General features: G+C 42.0%; 16 protein-coding genes. 10 read left to right on the top strand and 6 right to left on the bottom strand.

Annotation, left to right across the window (positions count from 1 at the left end; genetic code table 11):
• Nucleotides 1–25: 25 nt before the first annotated feature.
• The gene (purF, locus tag H5123_RS15100; RefSeq protein ID WP_182698498.1) at nucleotides 26–1540 is read left to right on the top strand and encodes an amidophosphoribosyltransferase; all 1515 of its coding nucleotides are present in this window, start codon (nucleotides 26–28) and stop codon (nucleotides 1538–1540) included.
• A 456-nt stretch (nucleotides 1541–1996) separates the two neighbouring features.
• On the opposite strand, the gene H5123_RS15095 is transcribed toward purF, so the two are convergent.
• The gene (locus H5123_RS15095; protein ID WP_182698497.1) at nucleotides 1997–2755 is read right to left on the bottom strand and encodes a tRNA (adenine(22)-N(1))-methyltransferase TrmK; all 759 of its coding nucleotides are present in this window, start codon (nucleotides 2753–2755) and stop codon (nucleotides 1997–1999) included.
• A 177-nt stretch (nucleotides 2756–2932) separates the two neighbouring features.
• On the opposite strand from H5123_RS15095, the gene H5123_RS15090 reads away from it, so the two are divergent.
• The 3 genes from H5123_RS15090 (at nucleotide 2933) to H5123_RS15080 (ending at nucleotide 7992) form a co-directional block, all read left to right on the top strand.
• Nucleotides 2933–4900, top strand: a complete 1968-nt coding sequence (locus tag H5123_RS15090) for a DNA topoisomerase III (protein ID WP_182698496.1) — start codon at nucleotides 2933–2935, stop codon at nucleotides 4898–4900.
• A 532-nt stretch (nucleotides 4901–5432) separates the two neighbouring features.
• Nucleotides 5433–6902: an ATP-binding cassette domain-containing protein gene (locus tag H5123_RS15085; protein ID WP_182698495.1), complete on the top strand. Its 1470-nt coding sequence runs from the start codon at nucleotides 5433–5435 to the stop codon at nucleotides 6900–6902.
• A 433-nt stretch (nucleotides 6903–7335) separates the two neighbouring features.
• The gene (locus H5123_RS15080) at nucleotides 7336–7992 is read left to right on the top strand and encodes a nitroreductase family protein (protein WP_182698494.1); all 657 of its coding nucleotides are present in this window, start codon (nucleotides 7336–7338) and stop codon (nucleotides 7990–7992) included.
• A gap of 368 nt (nucleotides 7993–8360) precedes the next feature.
• Here H5123_RS15080 and H5123_RS15075 read toward each other — a convergent pair whose 3' ends face one another.
• A complete protein-coding gene (locus H5123_RS15075; protein WP_182698493.1) occupies nucleotides 8361–9650 on the bottom strand; it encodes an alpha/beta fold hydrolase in 1290 nt (429 codons plus the stop codon).
• A gap of 194 nt (nucleotides 9651–9844) precedes the next feature.
• Between H5123_RS15075 and H5123_RS15070 the strand changes: the two genes are divergently transcribed.
• The 6 genes from H5123_RS15070 to H5123_RS15045 all read left to right on the top strand — a co-directional run bounded on the left by H5123_RS15070 (nucleotide 9845) and on the right by H5123_RS15045 (nucleotide 16637).
• Nucleotides 9845–10489, top strand: a complete 645-nt coding sequence (locus H5123_RS15070; protein WP_182698492.1) for an MBL fold metallo-hydrolase — start codon at nucleotides 9845–9847, stop codon at nucleotides 10487–10489.
• A gap of 123 nt (nucleotides 10490–10612) precedes the next feature.
• Nucleotides 10613–11635 carry an XdhC family protein gene (locus tag H5123_RS15065; protein WP_182698491.1) on the top strand — a complete coding sequence of 341 codons (1023 nt, stop codon included), beginning with the start codon at nucleotides 10613–10615 and terminating at the stop codon, nucleotides 11633–11635.
• A gap of 15 nt (nucleotides 11636–11650) precedes the next feature.
• On the top strand, nucleotides 11651–12259 hold the full coding sequence (locus H5123_RS15060) for a nucleotidyltransferase family protein (protein WP_182698490.1): 609 nt from the start codon (nucleotides 11651–11653) through the stop codon (nucleotides 12257–12259).
• Between the two features lie 2 nt (nucleotides 12260–12261).
• A complete protein-coding gene (locus H5123_RS15055; RefSeq protein WP_182698489.1) occupies nucleotides 12262–12714 on the top strand; it encodes a (2Fe-2S)-binding protein in 453 nt (150 codons plus the stop codon).
• Nucleotides 12715–12716: 2 nt separating this feature from the next.
• Nucleotides 12717–14960, top strand: a complete 2244-nt coding sequence (locus H5123_RS15050) for a molybdopterin cofactor-binding domain-containing protein (protein WP_182698488.1) — start codon at nucleotides 12717–12719, stop codon at nucleotides 14958–14960.
• A gap of 231 nt (nucleotides 14961–15191) precedes the next feature.
• Entirely contained in the window at nucleotides 15192–16637 is a 1446-nt protein-coding gene (locus H5123_RS15045) for a methyl-accepting chemotaxis protein (protein ID WP_182698487.1), read from the top strand.
• A 351-nt stretch (nucleotides 16638–16988) separates the two neighbouring features.
• On the opposite strand, the gene xthA is transcribed toward H5123_RS15045, so the two are convergent.
• From xthA to H5123_RS15025, 4 genes are all read right to left on the bottom strand, one after another.
• Complete coding sequence (gene xthA / locus H5123_RS15040; RefSeq protein WP_182698486.1) at nucleotides 16989–17795, bottom strand: exodeoxyribonuclease III; 807 nt, start codon at nucleotides 17793–17795, stop codon at nucleotides 16989–16991.
• On the bottom strand, nucleotides 17795–18094 hold the full coding sequence (locus H5123_RS15035; RefSeq protein ID WP_182698485.1) for a YciI family protein: 300 nt from the start codon (nucleotides 18092–18094) through the stop codon (nucleotides 17795–17797). The genes xthA and H5123_RS15035 overlap by 1 nt, the downstream gene beginning before the upstream one ends.
• Before the next feature lie 40 nt (nucleotides 18095–18134).
• The gene (locus H5123_RS15030; RefSeq protein ID WP_124016141.1) at nucleotides 18135–18686 is read right to left on the bottom strand and encodes a septation protein A; all 552 of its coding nucleotides are present in this window, start codon (nucleotides 18684–18686) and stop codon (nucleotides 18135–18137) included.
• Between the two features lie 307 nt (nucleotides 18687–18993).
• Nucleotides 18994–19896, bottom strand: coding sequence for a hypothetical protein (locus H5123_RS15025; RefSeq protein WP_259395675.1), 903 nt, complete (start codon nucleotides 19894–19896; stop codon nucleotides 18994–18996).
• Nucleotides 19897–20017 lie beyond the last annotated feature (121 nt).

Below are 20017 nucleotides of genomic sequence, written 5' to 3'. Positions count from 1 at the left end.
CACTTTACAGTGAGGAACCTTACCCATGTGTGGTATCGTCGGAATAGTAGGAAAATCAACAGTTAATCAGACCATTTATGATGCGCTAACTGTGCTTCAACATCGTGGTCAAGACGCAGCAGGTATTGTGACTGTTGACATGAATGCGTTTCGTTTACGTAAAGCAAACGGCTTAGTCAAAGATGTGTTTGAGCCTAAACATATGCAGCGTTTACAAGGCAATGCCGGTATTGGACATGTTCGTTATCCTACTGCTGGTAGCTCGAGTGCATCAGAAGCTCAACCGTTTTATGTTAACTCGCCATTTGGTATTTCGTTAGCACATAACGGTAACTTGACTAATACGATTGAACTGGCTGAAAGCCTAGTGACAAAGCGTCGTCATGTTAATACTACTTCTGACTCCGAGGTCTTGTTGAACCTGTTAGCCGATGAGTTACAAGAAACGCGCAGTTTAACCTTAAGTGCTGATGAAGTGTTTGATGCTGTTGCCAAAGTGCATGCGCAAACCCGCGGTGCTTACGCTGTAGTGGCCATGATCATCGGTCAAGGTTTAGTTGCATTTCGTGACCCATTTGGTATCCGTCCATTGGTACTTGGTAAGCATGAAACGCCTACCGGCACTGAATATATGGTTGCTTCAGAGAGTGTTGCTTTAGACGCAGTTGGCTTTGAAGTGATGCGTGACGTGGCACCTGGCGAAGCAATTTATATTTCACTTGATGGACAATTATTTACCCGTCAATGTGCTGCAGATCCTAGCTATGCTCCGTGTATTTTCGAATTCGTGTATTTTGCACGTCCTGATTCGAGCATTGATAAAGTGTCTGTTTATGCTAGTCGTGTAAACATGGGCGCCAAGTTGGGCGAAAAAATTAAGAAAGAATGGGAAGATCATGACATTGATGTGGTGATTCCTATTCCTGAAACCTCGTGTGATATCGCCTTAGAAATTGCCCGTTGCATGGATCTACCGTATCGCCAAGGTTTTGTTAAAAACCGTTATATTGGTCGTACGTTTATCATGCCTGGTCAGCAAGAACGTAAAAAATCAGTTCGTCGTAAATTGAATGCGATTAACACTGAATTTAAAGGCAAAAACGTACTATTAGTTGATGACTCAATAGTACGTGGTACTACGTCTGAGCAGATCATTGAAATGGCGCGTGAAGCTGGAGCAAAGAAAGTGTACTTTGCATCAGCAGCTCCTGAAATCCGTTTCCCGAATGTCTATGGTATCGATATGCCGACCTCAAATGAGCTTATTGCTCATGGTCGTGATGCTGACGAAATTGCTAAAATCATTGGTGCCGATGGTATTATTTTCCAAGACTTAAGCGACTTAATTGAAGCCGTAAGAATGGAAAATCCAGAGATTAAGCGTTTTGAAACATCAGTGTTTGATGGTCATTACATTACTAATGACGTTGACCAAGCTTACTTGGACCATTTAACACAATTACGTAATGATGATGCCAAAGCTAACCGCTCAAAAGACATTGGAACTAACTTAGAAATGCACAACGAGTGTCATCCATAAGCTAGCCAGGTTTTCATAGCCATAAAAAACCAGCATGAAAATGCTGGTTTTTTTATGTCCGCTTTAAACACTCGATAACAAGCGATAACAAGATAGATATCTCGATACTAGGTCGCTTCGCGGCTAGAGGCTATAAAAGCGATAAAGAACGATAGTAAGTGATAACCTGAGAATACAAGCGCATCGGATTTAAGGGCTCTCTTTCAAATACGACCATACAGCAATATTGTCTACACCTTCTATCAGACATTATTACTATGCCTTCAATCAGATAGCGATTAATTTTATCGTCAAACGAATATGTCTGCTATACCTTCAATCAGATATCGATTGCTTTTATCGTCAAATGAATATGTCTGCTACTCCGTCAATCAAATAGCGATTACTTTTATCGTCAACCAGATATGATTCCTTTTACCGTCATCCCGGTAATGCTTTTGAGCCGGGATCCAGCGTCTAAAATAGCGCCGTACACTCGGAGGTCGACGTCCGTTCTTTACGTTCGACTTGTGCTTTAATTGCTAGATAATTTGGCAACGCCTGTGATGCTTTTTGCGGATTCGACAAGGTTATTTTTTGATAGTGAGTCAGCACTTTGTGTAAATATCGTATAGCAACATTGTGCTCGTGGTCATTGTTACATTGCCAAAGTTTATCGCCCACAGCGCTAATGTTAGTGGTAGAACTATCACTATCACTTTCTATTCGCGACGATGGACTGTCACGCCTCACATAGATAATTTCATAAAAGCGGCGATTTTCTTCAATCAGTTTTTCATCAATTAAACGGCAATCAAGTTCAATGAGTTGTTGGCGAAGTTCGTACTGGTGATGGACCGGACACAAGATAAAATCAATTTGACGGTTAGGGTGCAATTGGCAAAGTGTATTCACTAACTCGATCATCAAATCTCCGCCAATACCAGCAATGATCACTAATGGGGTTTGCTCATCTTGCTCCAGAGGTATCGCTGACACATCTAAACAATGTACCTGCCATTGATTGGCAGTTTGCCGTGGGTAAAAAAGTTCAAGCTTAGCGGTTAACTGCTGCATTAATGCAGGCACAATATCGACAAAATGGATCGTGGTTGCAGCATGCCTATCGAGTAATGCCGCACCAAGAAATCCATGGTCGCAACAACAATCCCAAATATGGCTATAACCCACGGTGATCATACTGTTGATTTGTGCTAAACGCTGGCCGAGTTTCATCTGTTCATCGTGTTTGGGATTTAAGCTGCGTATTGTAATATTTTGACGATATAAGTGGTGAATTATTTCGTATTTGCAGCTTGGCGTATTTAGCGCTAATCTATACTGTAAATTTATACAGTTAAGCGGTGCCATTGAGTTTTATCTAATTGAACTTTAGCGCCCTAATAATGGATTATGATTCTATATATTGCTGAAAAACCCAGTCTCGGCCGTGCTATTGCCGATGTTCTGCCAAAACCACATAAAAAAGGTGATGGCTTTATCACTGCCGCCAATGGTGATTGCGTGTCATGGTGTATTGGCCATTTATTGGAGCAAGCCGAACCTGATGCTTACGATGATGCATTTAAATCATGGAAGCTAGAACATTTGCCCATAGTGCCACAAACGTGGAAGCTTATGCCTAAAACCAAAACTCGCAGTCAACTTACTGTGCTGCGTAAACTGGTTAAGCAAGCCTCAGTAATCATTAATGCTGGCGATCCAGATCGTGAAGGGCAGTTGCTGGTGGATGAAGTGATTGCTTATTTAGGCGTCAAGGGTGACAAGCTCAATCAAGTTCAGCGACTATTAATTAGTGATTTAAATCCACAAGCAGTCAAACGTGCGTTAGGGCAGTTACGCAGTAATCGTGAGTTTATTCCTTTATCGACTTCTGCATTAGCCCGCAGCCGCGCTGATTGGCTATATGGCATGAACATGACTCGTGCTTATACCATTCAAGGGCGCAAAGTGGGTTACCAAGGCGTGTTGTCTGTTGGCCGAGTGCAAACGCCTTTGCTTGGCTTAGTGGTGCGCCGCGATGATGAGATTGCCGATTTCAAGCCAAAGTCTTTTTATGAAGTGCTGGCCCATCTGGTTACCGATCAGCAACAAACCTTTACCGCCAAATGGCAACCGAGTGAAGCATGCCAACCATACATGGATGAAGATGGCAGAGTGTTAGCCAAAGGCTTAGCTGAAAATGTCGTTGCTCGTATTAATGGTAAACCAGCGCAAGTGACTAAAATTGAAGCCAAAGATAAGCGCCAAAATCCACCATTACCCTATAGCTTATCAGCATTGCAAATAGACGCGGCTAAACGTTTTGGCCTCTCGGCAAAAGAGGTACTTGATACTTGCCAAAGTTTGTATGAGCGCCATAAATTAATTACCTATCCGCGTTCAGACAGTCGCTATTTACCTAAAGAGCAACATGCTTTGGCACCAAAAGTATTGGACGCGGTACTCAAAGGTGCTGCTGCATTAGTTGATGGTTGTGAGGCACCAAATGCCAAGCTTAAGTCTAAAGCTTGGGATGACAGTAAAGTCGATGCTCACCATGCCATTATACCCACAGAGAAAGTTGCTAATTTGTCATCGTTATCCAGTAACGAAGCCAAGTTATATCAACACGTTGCGAGGCAATATTTAGCCCAGTTTTATCCAGCTTATATGTATGCTGAAACCGCTGTGGAAGTGACTATTGCTGGAGGTTTGTTTACCACTAAAGCGCGTCAAGACAAAAGCTTAGGCTGGAAACAACTGTATAAGCGGGCGACCACAGTAAATCAAGCGAGTTCTGATTCTAGTTCAACTAGCAGCGATGACGATAACGACGACACGGTACAATCATTACCGCCGCTGGTTAAAGGGCAAATACTCCAATGTGAGCGTGGTGAATTACTAGAAAAAATGACTCAAGCGCCCAAGCATTTTACCGACGCGACATTATTAGGCGCGATGACTGGCATTAGCCGTTATGTGACAAACAGCGATATTAAGAAAATTCTTAAAGAAACTGATGGCTTAGGCACTGAAGCGACTCGTGCTGGGATTATTGAATTACTGTTTAAGCGCGGTTATTTAGTTCGCCAAGGTAAATCAATACTGGCCACACCTGTGGGTGTTGGTTTGATCCGCAGTTTACCTGAATCTGCAACCACACCAGACATGACCGCATTATGGGAAAACAGCCTCGATGCCATCAGTCAAAAAAGGCTTAAGTATGATGCGTTTATGCAGCCATTACTCAGCCAATTAGATAACCTAATTACCCAAGCATCGAGTCAATTACCTTCTGCATTACAAGGTGTTGCCAGCAGTGCACCAAAGCGCAGTTTTAAAAAGCCATATAAAAAGAAAACTAAAGCGAAAAGTTAACAGGGTGGCAAGCGATGAAAATTGTTAAGAGGGATGATGACAGGCAAACTTACCCAGGCTAGTCGCCTTGGCCAGACTAGGTTGGTGACGACATGGTTTAAAACAGTCAGGTGTCAAAGAAAGATTATTGCCAGTAACCTATTCACATCTTCTCAGAAGTAGAGGGGAAGCTTGGGTAGGCAAAATACAAGTTTGAAGAGCAATAAACACGATACAGCAAGGTGATGCTAACCAGGCTGATTTTATGTTTTATGAAATCTGGCCGAGCCGTGAATTATGCCAAGTCTCTATGCAGACTTAGTATTAAGCTGATTATGTAGCAATGGCAGAGGGTGCGATAATTGAATCTACGCTACATGAAATGGCCGTTTTCGTGAATAATCGTCAGTGTGATCAACTGAAGTGATTTTAATCGCAAAGTAGAACCAAAATGTTCTACTTTTTTTGTCGATTTTTTTAAGACTCCTGTGAGACACTCAGAAGATAAACTCTGGTGAAGAATCAGTATTAATAGACAGGGATAATCGCCACAATGGAAATTCGGTTTACTCAGCTGCAATGCCGTTCGTCTAGTGTCACCATGAACATTGAAGATTGGCTTATTGAATCACAACAATCTTGGGGCGTGTTTAGTTCCGAAGGTGATTTAGGCGCCATATTGGGCCAGTTATTGACTCAGCAAGCACAAGATAACGCTTTGGCCTATTCTGGCATACTATCGGGTGTTGACTACTCGCAGGTCGCTTTGGTGTCACTGCATGAACAGCAGCTGTTACTCGAACAGATTCTTGAGCAAGATGACAGCGAGGCTTTAGGCTACATCGACCCTAATACTAGCGTTTATGGGGTGATTTTTACACTATGTGATGATCACGCACTGACAAAGCGCTTATTAGAACAGCTGGATCTCACTCGGTTAAGCGATAGCCAGTTTACTCAGCTTTCTACCGGTGAAAGTCGCCGAGTCATGCTGGCCCGTGCTGTGGCAACCCAAGTGCCATTTTTAGTCCTCGACGAACCTTATGCAGGGCTTGATGTGGGCCATCGACAAGCGTTAAGTCAATATTTGCAGCTGTTGTCGCAAACGGTACAAATGCTGGTGGTCGTGTCACGTGAAGAAGATATGCCTGACTGGATTGAGCATGTTGCGATGTTTAATCATGGCGCGTTAGACAGCATAATGACTAAGACTGAGTGGGATAATCATCCGCTTATTAGTCAACTTACGGCGCAATCAGGCCAACAAAGTGAAGATATGTTGGCGCTTATTCGTCGTCACAGACATAAGCCATTATTCGCAAATCCGGTTTTTCAGTTACACAATGGCCGAGTAGCTTACAGTGACAAAGTGATTTTCTCTGGGGTTAATTGGCGCATCGATAATGGCGTACATTGGCAAGTTAAAGGCCCAAATGGTTGTGGTAAAAGTACTTTGCTAGGGCTTATTTTTGGCGATCATCCACAATGTTATAGTAACGACATTGATATTTTTGGTAAAAAAAGAGGCTCAGGCGAGAGTATTTGGGAGATAAAAAAGCATATCGGCATGGTGTCATCAGCGTTACATTTACAGTATCGGGTTAATTGCAGTGCCTTAGATGTGATTGTATCGGGCTTTTATGACTCGATTGGTTTGTATCAACAACCGACAGCACAACAGTTAGCTATTGCATCCGAATGGTTAGCCATTTTACACATGAGCCAGTTGAGTAAAACGGCCTTTAGACAATTAGAATATGGCCAGCAACGCTTGTTGCTCATTGCTCGCGCTATTGTGAAACAGCCCACGTTATTGATCCTTGACGAGCCTTACCAAGGCTTAGATTACCTAGGCCGAAGATTGATTAAAAATGCCCTTGAACTCATCGCTAAAGAGCACTTGAGCCAATTGTTGTATGTGTCACATTATCAAGAAGATAGCCTTGATAGTATTCAGCACTTTATTGAGTTTGTCGCCGACGAACATCAAAGCGGCTATCGTGCTGTGGTAACTGAAAGCTAATCATTGCATGGCTATTGTTTAAGGCTATGACGCTTATCTAAACAGCTAACATTTGTTGGCTGTTTTTCTTTGTCTGCTTAATGGCAAAACACACCCGATAACCTTGCCATCATGGCACTGTATGCGGCAGCTAAAGTCGCTAGGCGGATTGAACATCTGAATGACTTGATACCCGCAGTAAATAGCATCTTTGGGCGGCTTGGTCGAATAGCCTAATCGAACTTTAGTTAGTGATAAACCTTGAAAACCCCATGTTTTGGCACCATAACCGTCTTATAGTGTATTTACTCAATTTTTTTAATATTGTTTTGTTGTTTTATATTGTTCGTATCAAGTCTATTGAGCCAGATTGTAGGTTAATCGATAACATTACGACATGTCGTTTCACTGCTAACTCTTTCTCTGAGTGTTTAAAATTAATATGGAGTCTGACATGACCAACGCTATTATTACTGATTTAGAAAAACGTTACACCGCCAAACGTTATGATGCGACTAAGCGCGTATCACAACAAGATTTAGCCGTCATTTATGACGCAATGGTGTTATCACCTTCATCTATTAACTCTCAACCATGGAAATTTATCGTGATTGAAAGTGATCAAGCAAAACAACGCCTACATGACTCTTATGCTAATAAGTTTCAGTTTAACCAACCGCATGCTAAAGCGGCTTCACATACCATATTGTTTGCATATAACCCTAAGTATACCCGTGAAGATTATGCCAAAGTGGTTGATCAAGGCATTATCGATGGCCGTACTAAGCCTGAAGATCGCGAAGCTGCATTTGGTGGATACGCATTTGTTGATTTAAACACTGATGAAGCGGGCAACAATGCGGCATGGACTAAGTCACAAACCTATTTAGCATTAGGTAATACTATGCATATTTTAGCTCGCCTTGGTATTGATTCTACGCCGATGGAAGGCGTAGACAGTGAGTTGCTAGGTGAAATTTTTGCTGAAGAACTTGGCGGTTATGTGTGTGAAGTTGCATTAGCATTTGGTTATCATCATTCGGATGAAGACTATAACGCTAAGTTACCTAAATCTCGTTTGGCTAAAGAGCAAGTATTACAAGTCGTATAATAGGCTTTGATATTGATTTTATTCGTTTCAATGTCGAATAAACCTTGGTTAGATAAATATTAATGTTGTAGCGCTTCGCCCACAGAGGATCAACAAGGGGAACACTGCTTGCCCTTGTTGATCGCTCCATCAATTCCGCCAAGGTGTTGATCTTCCATACCATAATAACAATCACCTCATAGCCCAGAGAGTACATCTGATGTGAAAAGCTTCTGACGCCGTTATATGTGATAAATAGCATGATTTTACCACAGGGTTCTCATCATGCTATTTCTGACTCTTCGGACGGTGACTTTAGGTTTATCGCTTTGTTTTAGTTAAGCTTATGCCAGTTTATTTTCATCACACAAACTTGGTTGATTGATGCATTAACGTAAACAATGACCGCGGTTGAGGCTAATAAGCTTATCAAGAATGCGTTCGCCATCCATGCGGATGCCGTTGTGTTCATATTCGGAGGTGAGCCAATACTTGAGATTGTTGACTTGCTTAGCGGTTTCTAGACTGTATTGCATTTCGACAAACATGTCGTTGCTGTAAATAGCGGCTGCTACCGGAACCTTATTATTCGCTAACGTTTCAAGGTCATATAATGCCGGCCAATCTTTCTTAGCCGCGATTAAGTCTGCTGCAGGTTGTAATGGCATTAATGCTTCAAATTGAGCAAACATCCATGGGTAAATCATTTCACCTGTAAACAATAATGGCTTATTCGGACTGTAATTGAATTGTTCAAACTGCGCTCTCACTCGATGGGCCGCCCACGCTGAAGCCTTATGTTGGCAGTAAATAGATTCGTGCAATAAAGCAAAAATAGGATTAGTGCTGTAGTCGAGGAAATGACTAAATTGATGTAAAAATAACGGATTAACATCAATACCGTGGGGTGTTTCGATTAAGGCTTGTTCAAGCAAATAGTAGACCGCTTCTGGCCCTTGTTCCATGCCTAAATTAATCCCTAACAATTGCAACATTTCAACTGTCAGTAATTCGCCTGTGGCTAAGTACACTTTGTTTTGATAAAGGTGGCTGGCTAAGTTATCAACTAAGCTGCGGGCATCACTAAAGCGTTTGAAAAAGTCGTTGTTTTTGGCGATGACTCGTTGATATGTCGCTTGATATACTTCATCTGCAGGGCGGCTAAGTGAAGGTATGCCGCCAGTAATGTAGGCTTCTTTTAGGCCTTCAGGCGCAGCAGACAAATAATGCAGCACACAAAAGCCACCAAAGCTTTGGCCTAAAATACTCCAAGGCTGGTCTGGGGATAGTTTGGCTCTAATATATTCTGCATCGCGAATAATGTTGTCGGCACGGAAAAAACTTAAATAATCAGCCTGGTCGGTGGCGTTCATATAACTTAAGCTGGTGGCATTGATTGGGCTTGATAATCCGGTGCCCCGCTGGTCGAGCAATAACACTCTATATTCAGTTAACGCACGTTTTATCCAGCCGTTATTGCTGATCGGTCTGACGGCACCAAATCCTGGCCCACCTTGAAAGAATACTAAATAAGGCAGTTTTTTATGTTGGTTTTCAACACTAACAATTTCCCGAGCGAAAACCGTAATCTGTTTACTGGGACTTTGTTGATAATCTAATGGCACCGAGAAAAAGTGCTTACGAGCAACAATGTCTGCTAAGGTGAGTTCTGTGTGCATAAAATGCCTATTGGGTCATGATTAATGTTGATATCAAGCTTATTCAGCCGTAAGTAACGTTATTTTATGAGCCATGTTAATGATTAACAATCACTAACTTGATGCAAATCATCTTAAATAGCTATCTAGATCAAATCTGCCTAGGTAGAATTAACCGATAATTAGCCACTGATTATTAAACAACGAGGTTGTCAATGAAGTATCAAATCATCCCCGTAACGCCTTTTCAGCAAAATTGTAGTGTTATTTGGTGCGAAAAGACCTTGAAGGCTGCGGTAGTTGATCCTGGTGGTAACATTGATAGGATTTTAGCCGAGGTGGCTAAGTTAGGCTTAACGGTTGAAAAAATATTATTAACCCATGGGCATATTGATCATGTTGGTGGGGCGGCGGCATTGGCGAACGAATTAGCTATTCCGATCATTGGTCCGCACATTGCGGATAAATTTTGGTTAGAAAACTTGGTAAAACAAAGTCAAAACTTTGGGTTTCCGCGTGTAGAAGCTTTTGAGCCAACCCAATACCTTAATGAAGATGATGAGTTAAGTGTTGGTGAGCAACATTTACGAGTTTTGCATTGCCCTGGACATACACCGGGACACATTATTTTTTATAATGCTTTTGCTAATTTAGCCTGGGTGGGCGATGTGCTTTTTCGTGGCTCAATTGGTCGTACCGATTTCCCGCAATCCAATCATCAAGACTTACTTCAATCAATCACCACTAAGTTATGGCCATTAGGTCACAATGTGAGTTTTATTCCTGGTCATGGCCCAATGTCGACGTTTGCAGATGAACGACAACATAACCCTTTTGTTGCGGATCAGTTATTTGATTAACACTTTTCTACACAATTAGGTCGTTGAGGTTATTTATTAATAAGTTGAAACTATTGATTCTTTGCATTGTAAACCCAGTCTGTTAGCTTAAGAGTATGCGTTTACATATGATGGACAGTTCAAATGGTTCAACACCTCGTTGATTTACTCGATACCTGGTTACCTTCTTATCAAGAAGACTGGGTACTCGCCGTTCTCACTCAAGTACAAGGCTCTTCTTACCGCAAACCAGGCGCAATAATGCTATTTCATCCCATGGGCAAAAGCTTAGGAATGTTAAGTGGTGGTTGCCTTGAAGCGGATCTCCGTCGTCACGCGCAACGTGCGATTCAAACTCAGCAAGTTATTCAGTTAACCTATGATGCAACTGACGAGTCTGATACCAGTTATCAACTTGGCTGTGGTGGCATCGTTAATATCATGATGGTGTCGTTGAATAAATCTAACAATTATCTTGGTTTAGTGAGTGTTCATGATGCTTTGATGCGCAGTCATTCAGGTGTATATCAAATTGATATCGTTGCTGATGGCACGCCGGCCGACCAACTCAATGGCCACTTTGTTGAACAAAAATCTGAGCAAGCTACCGTTATCACTCTCAATACTAAAACCCACAAAGAAGCCTTTGAAGATCACTCAGTGTTACATATTCCTATCAGGCCACCTGTGCATATTGGTATTTTTGGGGGCGGTTTAGATGCCCAACCAATTGCGCAAATGGCGCAAACGTTAGGTTGGAAAGTCACTGTATTTGATGAACGTACTGCGTACGCACGCACTTATGATTTTCCTGGCTGCCAGATCATCAAAAAAGCCACCAAGGATGTGTCAAGCTCACTGTTGGCCAGTTTAGATGCAGCCTTTGTGATGAGTCATAATTTACAGATTGATGCTAAAACATTACAGGTACTGCAACCTTTATCCCTAGCGTATATTTCATTATTAGGTCCGACTCACCGCCGTGACAAGGTGTTGAGCATGGCTGAACTTAATATCGATGACTTTAGTGGTTATTTTTCGGCACCAGCAGGGTTGGCATTAGGGGGCGAGCTGCCTGGTTCGGTTGGACTGAGCATATTGTCCCAGTGCCATGGCGTACTTTATCAAAGCAAGATAACCAGTCTTGATACTGTAATGCTGTCTTAGCGAGTTGATACGTAAATGACGGCAAACATAGTTACAGTGATCCTAGCTGCTGGGGCAAGCAGCCGATTTAACAGCGCTAAAATTGTTGCTAAAGTGCAAGGCGAACAAAGTTTGCTGGCACACGGCTTACAGACTCTTGATGTGGTGACTCAAACGGCAGGTATTGCACCTGCGGTGGTGATGTTGGGTGCCCATCAAACCGATGAAGTGTTAGCGATAACGGCCAATCATCAGCGAATTATTAATCATGATTGGCATTTAGGTTTGTCCAGTTCAGTGAAACTTGCTGGCCAATATGCCCAAACGCAACAGGCGGATGCTTTACTGGTGGTGTTAGCCGACCAAGTCGCATTACAAAGCAGTGATTATTTACAATTGATCCAAGCATATATCCATAATAAGTTAACTAGCTGTGCTTTTTACCTGCATAGCGTAGGTGTACCTGCTATCTTTTCAGCTGAAGATATTAAAATATTGATGTCTCTTGATGGCGATAATGGTGCAAAAAGCATTTTAAAACAAAATGATAAAAATAATAGCTTGAACATTATTGTGATGGAACAAGCGCAATTTGATATTGATACACCTGCTGACTTAGTACGTTGGTTAGATAATAAGGATTGATTATGACAACCCCAACACAAAAATTGATGGTCAATGGAAAGGATTTTACCCTTGATGCCGACCCGAATATGCCAGTACTTTGGGCATTGCGTGACATATTAGGTCTAACCGGCACTAAATTTGGTTGTGGAGCAGGGCTTTGTGGTGCATGCACTATCCATGTTGACGGCAGTCCAATGCGTGGTTGTTTAACCAGCTTAAAGCAAGTTCAGGGTAAGCAAGTTACCACTATTGAAGGTCTTGAGGCTGAAAAACTAAAGCAAGCTTGGTTAGCGCATAATGTGCCGCAATGTGGTTATTGTCAGGCTGGGCAGTTAATGTCTGCCGCAGCCTTACTCACCAGCACGCCTAAACCGACTGAAACCCAAATCCTTGATGCGATGTCGGGTAATATTTGTCGTTGTGGTACCTATCCACGGATAAAAGCCGCCATTCAATCGGCTTCGGAGGCGTGATCATGACCACATTCACAGCTGTTGAGAATATTAGTCGCCGTAATGTATTAAAGTTATTTGGTGCAGTCGGTGGTGGACTCGCTCTAGGGGCAACCAGTTTAAGTTGGAGCCCAATGGCCTTAGCTGAAGACAAGCAAGCGCTGATGAACTTGTTTGTTGCTATCGGTGAAGACAATAAAGTGTATTTGACTTGTCATCGTTCTGAGATGGGACAAGGGATTAGAACAGGCATACCGCAAATTTTGGCTGACGAGTTAGAAGCTGATTGGGATAAGGTTGTAGTGGTGCAAGGCTTAGCGGATAAACGCTATGGCAGCCAAAATACTGATGGTAGCCGCAGTATTCGTAAACATTATCATCGTATGCGTCAAATGGGCGCGACCGCAAGAACCATGCTTGAACAAGCTGCGGCGCAAATTTGGCAAGTTCCGGTTGCTGAGGTGTATGCTAAAGCCCATAAAATCCATCATAAAGGCAGTAACAAAAGCCTTAGTTACGGTGAGTTGGCTGTAGCGGCATCGAGATTACCGATGCCAGAATTAGATTCTGTAGTGCTAAAGCCAGAAAGTGAATTTACCCATATTGGTCAATCTCATACTATTATCGATATGGATGCCATGCTCACGGGCAAAGCGATTTACGGCTATGACATTAAATTAGACGGTATGTTGTATGCCAGTATCACTCGTCCGCCAGTATTAGGCAGCGATGTGCTGAGTCTTGATGACACCAAAGCCCGTAAAATAGCCGGGGTGGTCGATATTATTACCTTACCCGTTCCGAAAGGTGCACCATTATTTCAGGCTTTAGGCGGCGTCGCAGTGATTGCCACTAACAGTTGGAGTGCGATTGAAGCGCGTAAAGCGTTGGTGATTACCTGGTCTAAATCGATTAATGATAGCCACAATTCAGACACTTACCTGCAGGGGTTGGTCGAGAGAGTAAACCAACCAGGTAAAGTGATGCGCCAGTTAGGTGAGTCAGTCACTGATTGGCCTGAAGCGTCAACAGTTAAGGCTGTTTACACTGTGCCCTATTTAACCCATGCCATGATGGAGCCACCAGTAGCAACAGCAAATGTAACCGCCAATGGATGTGAGTTGTGGGCTTCGAGCCAAACCCCACAAAGTACCCAGCAAAATGTGGCTGGTGCATTAGGGTTAAAAGAAGAGCAAGTTACCGTTAACGTGACTTTACTGGGTGGTGGTTTTGGGCGTAAATCTAAGCCTGACTTTAGTGTTGAAGCCGCCATTTTATCGCAAAAGCTCAATAAACCCGTCAAAGTATGTTGGAGCCGTGAAGACGAAATTCAGAATGGTTATTATCATGCTATCAGTGCGCAGATGTACCAAGTCGCTCTCGACAATAATAAGATGCCCACCGCACTATTAGCCCGTACAGGCTTTCCGTCAATCAGTTCAACATTTGCCGAAGGGGTTGAATACCCTTCAGCTGGTGAGCTCGATTTAGGTTTTAGTGACGTACCGTTAGCGCTTAAGCACATTCAACTTGAAGCCGTCAAAGCGCCCGCGCATACGCGTATTGGTTGGATGCGTTCTGTGTGTAATATTCAGCATGCTTTTGGTATTGGCAGTTTTGTTGACGAGATAGCCGTAAATGCTAATAAGCCCTGTGTACAAATGTGGCGTGATTTATTAGGTAAAGCGCGTATCGAACCGTTTGAAAACCAAAACTTTACCTATGGAAATTACGGTGAAGACTTAGCCGATCATCCCGTGGATGTAGGGCGTTATCATAAAGTGCTCGACAAGTTAGAAGCCGTAATGGCAGATGCCCCTAAAGCGGCTAAAAACCAAGGTTGGGGTATGGCGGTGCATCGCAGCTTTGTTAGCTATGTTGCCGTTGCTACGCTAGTTGAAGTGGTAGATAAACAGCTTAAAGTATTGAAATCTATTGCGGTGATGGATGCTGGGAGAGTGATTAATCCTGATCGAGTGAAATCACAATTAGAAGGTGCGATCATTTTTGGTTTAAGTTTAGCGACCATGGGCGAAATTACCTTTAAAGACGGTAAAGTCGAACAATCTAACTTTCATGACTATCCGTTATTGCGTATGCCGCAATCGCCACAGATTGACACTTATATTATTGAGTCGATAGCAAAGCCTGCTGGTGTCGGTGAGCCCGGTGTGCCTCCTGTTGCGCCCAGTTTAACCAATGCCATTTTTGCGGCAACGGGGATACGATATCGCGATTTACCGCTTAATAAATTTTTATCGGTTTAGCCATTTTCGTGAGCTACAACACTTAAGTTTACTGCGCTTAAGCCGATAATAAATAAGCTAAATGCCTAAGTGTATTCGCACTTAGGCATTGTTTTTTTTACGATAATTTAAAATCACTCTCAATTGAATCGTTAATGAATTTTAGTATTGATTCAGATTGAGTGGGTGCTGTTGTTTATTTAATCTTATTCTCATATTTGAGATAGTAACGCATTGCCTTAGGAAGCTTATATGAAGCAAATTCAGTTTAGAACCATTGATGCAATTTTGATTAAATTTAGCCTGAATGGCAAATTTTGGGTGGTGTGTTCGCTGGTTGCATTGATCACCAGTGTTATTGCTCTGATGAATTACCAACAAACGAATGATTTAATTGCTCAATCATCATTACAGCGGGTTAAAGCAAGTGCTGAAAGTTATGCCTCGGTTGCCAATAATCAAGGCTTAACAAATACTGCTCTGGAGCAATTTGCACAAACTCATCAATTACAGTTATCTGGTCGCGATAATACTTTGCGCAGTGGTGATCAAGTAACAGCATCAGCGAGTGTCGGCGATCAGTTTCTAAGCGTGAGTCAAAATGTTCAATCCTGGGAACAGGAACCATTAAGCCAAAGCTATTTTATGCTAATCATCGCATTAGTTGGCTTGCTACCATTATTTCAACTGAGTTACTGGATCTCAACCTCGTTAGGCGGCGGTTTATGGGATATGTACATGGCTATCAAACGGTTAGCTGATGGTGATTTAACCTTGAGATTAAACTTCTTTGGTACTGACGATTTCAGTTTAATCGCCAATGAAATTGATCGCTGTGCTAATAATATGAGTGAAATGGTGACCGCTATTCGGAGTAATGCAGACACCCTAGCGACTGCCGCCAATGAGTTTAATCATCAAGCTAACACTAATGATGACTTAATTGATCAGCAACATCATTATTTAGATTCTGTAGCGCATGCCATGGATCAAATGACCGGAGCCATTGCAGATGTATCACATCATGCGAGTGATGCATCTTTGAATACTAAGCAAAATGCTACCCAAATGGGTCAGAGTCAGGGCAAGATTAATGATGCAGTTAAGCGGATTGGCTATTTGTCTGAGCGTATTGCTGAAGCATTTTCATCTGTAGAGCAGTTATCTCATGATGCCACCCAAATTAATGTTGCTGTTACTACCATTGAAAGTATTTCTGAACAAACTAATTTATTAGCGTTAAATGCAGCCATTGAAGCGGCGCGTGCCGGTGAGCAAGGCCGGGGTTTTGCTGTGGTGGCTGATGAAGTACGTACTCTTGCAGGGCGGACTCAACAAGCGACCGTTGAAATTCAAAATATGATCGAAGGCTTACAACAAGGTTCTAAAAAACTGACCAGCATTACCAATGTGATTGTTACCGAAGCAGATCAGGGCAGTGCAAGTATTAAAGCGGTCGGTGACGATATTACCGACATGGCTGAGTCGATTAATGCCGTGTTTGATATGAGTAGCCAGATAGCCGCCTCAGCTGAACAACAAAGTGTCTCTGCTGGTGATATTGCCTCGCAACTTAATCAAATCCGTCAGCAATCGGAGACGATTCGCAGTACTGCAAAACATGCCGGAATATTAGCGAAAGATTTACATCAATCATCTCAAGGTTTAGCGGCGATTTTAAGTCAATATAGAATTTAATTTTGTATCAAGCAGCCCATAACAACGTTCAGTGATAGTTAGTTAAGGTGCTCGATAAAGATGGCATAGTAGTGATGATAATCACTTGGGTTACTAATATGCATGCTTAGCCATTATTTGATTTTTATAGCAGCAACCTTTTAAGGGCGATTATTTGGCCTGTAATATACTAACGTGAGTCGTTTACTCTGCTCATGTGAGCGTGTTGACAAACTATCAAACTATCAAGCTATCAAGCTTAGCCGGTGGTGAAGGAATGCTGTAAAACTAAAAAAGCTATAAGCAAGATTGCTTATAGCTTTTTTGTTGCTAAGCGATGTCGGGGGCTAGGTTATGTCAGCACCCTAACGATTAACTAAACGTAGTCCAAATGGGGGCATGATCGGACGGTTTCTCAATCGCGCGTAATTCGTAATCGACATCAGATTCGACTACGCGTGACACTAATGAGTCGGTCACTAATATCACGTCGATGCGCAGACCACGGTTATCATCAAAGCCTTTACTGCGGTAATCAAACCACGAGTAACGTTCAGTGCGATCTGGATGCAATTGGCGGAAACTATCAATAAAGCCCCATTGTTGTAAACGTGCTAACCATTCACGTTCTTCTGGTTGGAAGCTACATTTTCCGCTTTTTAACCAACGCTTAGCGTTCACTTCACCAATGCCGATATCTAAATCGGTGGGCGATATATTGATATCACCAATGATTGCTATGTCATCGCTTGGTTGGTGATGTTTCTCTAAATATAGCATTAAGTCTTGATAAAACTTACGTTTAGCCGGGTATTTTGTTTCGTGGTGAATGCTTTCACCTTGTGGAAAATATCCATTGAATACCGTTAATACTCGGCCATTATCTTGTGTAAATTGGCCAATAATAAGTCGACGCTGAGCATCTTCATTATCAGATTCAAAACCTTTAATAATGCTAATGGGTTCAGCTTTTGACAGCATGGCTACGCCATAATGTGCTTTGCCGCCATGGTAATGAACTTTGTAGCCCATTGCCTCAACATCTGCAACCGGAAAGGCTTCGTCGTGCACTTTGGTTTCTTGTAAGCCAATAATGTCAGGCGCGTGGCTGTCTATAAGTGCTTGCAATTGATGCAGTCGAGCACGTATGCCATTAATGTTAAAAGAAACAATCTTCATTATGGGAGCACTCGTTTAAATGGCTTAACAATAACGCTTTTATACACACCAGCACCAATGTAAGGATCCACATCAGCCCATGCTTGTGCATCTTCTAATGAGGCAAAATCGGCAATAACTAATGAGCCGGTAAAACCTGCTTCACCAGGGTTTTCGTTATCAATAGCAGGATGTGGTCCGGCAGTTAATAAACGGCCTTCATCAGCTAAATCTTGTAAACGAGCTAAATGTTCAGCGCGAACAGATAAGCGTTTCTCTAAACTGTTTTCCACATCTTGAGATGAAATCATATACCACATATCGTTGCTTCCTTTATTTGATTTTATTTTACATGAATGCTTATTGACCATCAGTTGTTTGCGAATCGTCATCTTGCATATTTTTATACAAATAAACGACCGTAATAACGGTGTTGATTAAGGTGAGGGCGGTTAGGCCAAACACTTTGAAGTTTACCCAGGTTTCCAGAGGTAAATTAAACGCAATGTAAATATTAGCAAAGGCACATAAGACAAAAAATCCAACCCAATACCACGTGACTTGAGCCCATATTTTATCGTCAACTTTCATTTCTTTACCAAGCATGCTTTTAAGCGCAGGTTTGCCCATCATTTGTGAGGCAATTAGTCCTATGGCGAATAAGGCATAAACGATACTGACTTTCCATTTGATAAAGGCATCGTCATGGAAAAACAGTGTGAGTGAGCCAAACACAGTGACCAAGGCGAAGGTGGCTAAATGCATTTTTTCAATGTGTTTATAAAGCAGATAAGTGATTACAAGTTGAAGCGCTGTTGCCGCGATCAATACTCCTGTAGCGGCGTAAATATCATAGAACTTGTAAACCGCAAAAAAAATGACTAATGGTAAAAAATCTAACAGTTGCTTCATATAAATCTCAGGCTAGGGAAACGATAATGTCTAGTTCGGACATGATTGCATCATATTTCCAATCGTAGTTGTGGCCAATTGTAGCATGATGTTATTGCCATTCGCATTAATATGGTGGTTAATCTGTGGATTCTAAACCTCTATTGTGCAAAAGAATGTAAACCTTTTTAATTAGGTTTGTGAGTAATAGAAGGTGATTACAGTAGTGCTAAACCTGCTGTGGCTGAGTGTAATTTATTGATTATCAATGTTTTTGATAAAACCTGCAATCTCTGTATCATCAATGAGCATCGCATAGGTTGAGCGTTTAATTGTAAAGAGGTACCGCAATAGAGGTTGCTGTTTTGATGGTTAACCATAATTTCGGCTCATCAAGAAGACTGGCGCTTTTTTCTGACAACAAGGGATTATGCAGAACAAATTCTTTACGTTTGTCGAGTTCGGATTTTTCGAGCATGCCATCGGTGATGGGGTGATTATAGAACATGGCATTGAAGCTACCGTCATCGATGGCGACTCGTAAGCCATATTCAATTCGTTCAGCTAACCGAGGATTGTCTTTACTGACAAAAAAATAAATTGGGGCTGTGTAGCGTATTAAGATATTCTTTTCTACTACTAATTCACTGTGACGAGCAAGGTCGCGCCAAGGTTCAAAAAGAGCACGAGGGTAATAATCAAACCGATTTTTAAGCAACATACTAATTAAACTCTTTTCTGGTCCTGGGACCACATTAAAGCCATTGCTGTTCAAAATATTGGTATCAGGCCAATCTAAACCTTGACCCATGAGGATTTTTTTTAGGTCTTCTAGGCTGGTGAGTTGATCAAATTGTGCTTGGTCGCCTTTGCGTATAATCCCAATTCTATATCCCATAAGCCCTTTTAATAGTGGGATATAGACTGCTTGAAGCTGTGCTTCCCGTTCAATACTTGTCATGCTCCACGCGACATCGATATTTTTGTTTTCGGCCAGCATTTTTAGGGTACGACTTTGAGGCATATTAATCATGGCTGCACGCATTTGAAACGTACCGTAGCGGCTAGCACTTTTATCCAGAGCAAGTGCTAACAGTGAAATAAAATAGGCTTGCTTAGGATCAACACCTTGAACGGAGGCATTGTAATTAACTATGGTGTGTTCAAACTCTAACGCATTTTCTGAGGCGTTTGAGGTATTGAATGAACATAAGATTACAAGTGTTAACATCCTTATTAACTGACTTTTCATACAGCGCCGATTTAGTGATTGATTGATGATAAATAAAGTATAGTTAACAATAAAAAAATAGCTGGAATAATTACTCTTTTTTGTTATTTTTATCAGTAAC

It is taken from the genome of Shewanella sp. SR43-4, assembly GCF_014163845.1.
Lineage (GTDB): Bacteria > Pseudomonadota > Gammaproteobacteria > Enterobacterales > Shewanellaceae > Shewanella > Shewanella vesiculosa.
The sequence above is the reverse complement of the archived record's forward strand: the minus strand, read 5'-3'. Positions and strand labels throughout refer to the sequence as shown.

Coding starts and splice junctions, on each gene's coding strand:
- xthA (WP_182698486.1), bottom strand. CDS start 17,795: ATGAAGATTGTTTCTTTTAACATTAATGGCATACGTGCTCGACTGCAT.
- H5123_RS15025 (WP_259395675.1), bottom strand. CDS start 19,896: ATGTTAACACTTGTAATCTTATGTTCATTCAATACCTCAAACGCCTCA.
- H5123_RS15035 (WP_182698485.1), bottom strand. CDS start 18,094: ATGTGGTATATGATTTCATCTCAAGATGTGGAAAACAGTTTAGAGAAA.
- H5123_RS15075 (WP_182698493.1), bottom strand. CDS start 9,650: ATGCACACAGAACTCACCTTAGCAGACATTGTTGCTCGTAAGCACTTT.
- H5123_RS15095 (WP_182698497.1), bottom strand. CDS start 2,755: ATGAAACTCGGCCAGCGTTTAGCACAAATCAACAGTATGATCACCGTG.
- H5123_RS15050 (WP_182698488.1), top strand. CDS start 12,717: ATGACCACATTCACAGCTGTTGAGAATATTAGTCGCCGTAATGTATTA.
- H5123_RS15060 (WP_182698490.1), top strand. CDS start 11,651: ATGACGGCAAACATAGTTACAGTGATCCTAGCTGCTGGGGCAAGCAGC.
- H5123_RS15030 (WP_124016141.1), bottom strand. CDS start 18,686: ATGAAGCAACTGTTAGATTTTTTACCATTAGTCATTTTTTTTGCGGTT.
- H5123_RS15080 (WP_182698494.1), top strand. CDS start 7,336: ATGACCAACGCTATTATTACTGATTTAGAAAAACGTTACACCGCCAAA.
- H5123_RS15055 (WP_182698489.1), top strand. CDS start 12,262: ATGACAACCCCAACACAAAAATTGATGGTCAATGGAAAGGATTTTACC.
- H5123_RS15045 (WP_182698487.1), top strand. CDS start 15,192: ATGAAGCAAATTCAGTTTAGAACCATTGATGCAATTTTGATTAAATTT.
- H5123_RS15065 (WP_182698491.1), top strand. CDS start 10,613: ATGGTTCAACACCTCGTTGATTTACTCGATACCTGGTTACCTTCTTAT.
- H5123_RS15070 (WP_182698492.1), top strand. CDS start 9,845: ATGAAGTATCAAATCATCCCCGTAACGCCTTTTCAGCAAAATTGTAGT.
- purF (WP_182698498.1), top strand. CDS start 26: ATGTGTGGTATCGTCGGAATAGTAGGAAAATCAACAGTTAATCAGACC.
- H5123_RS15085 (WP_182698495.1), top strand. CDS start 5,433: ATGGAAATTCGGTTTACTCAGCTGCAATGCCGTTCGTCTAGTGTCACC.
- H5123_RS15090 (WP_182698496.1), top strand. CDS start 2,933: ATGATTCTATATATTGCTGAAAAACCCAGTCTCGGCCGTGCTATTGCC.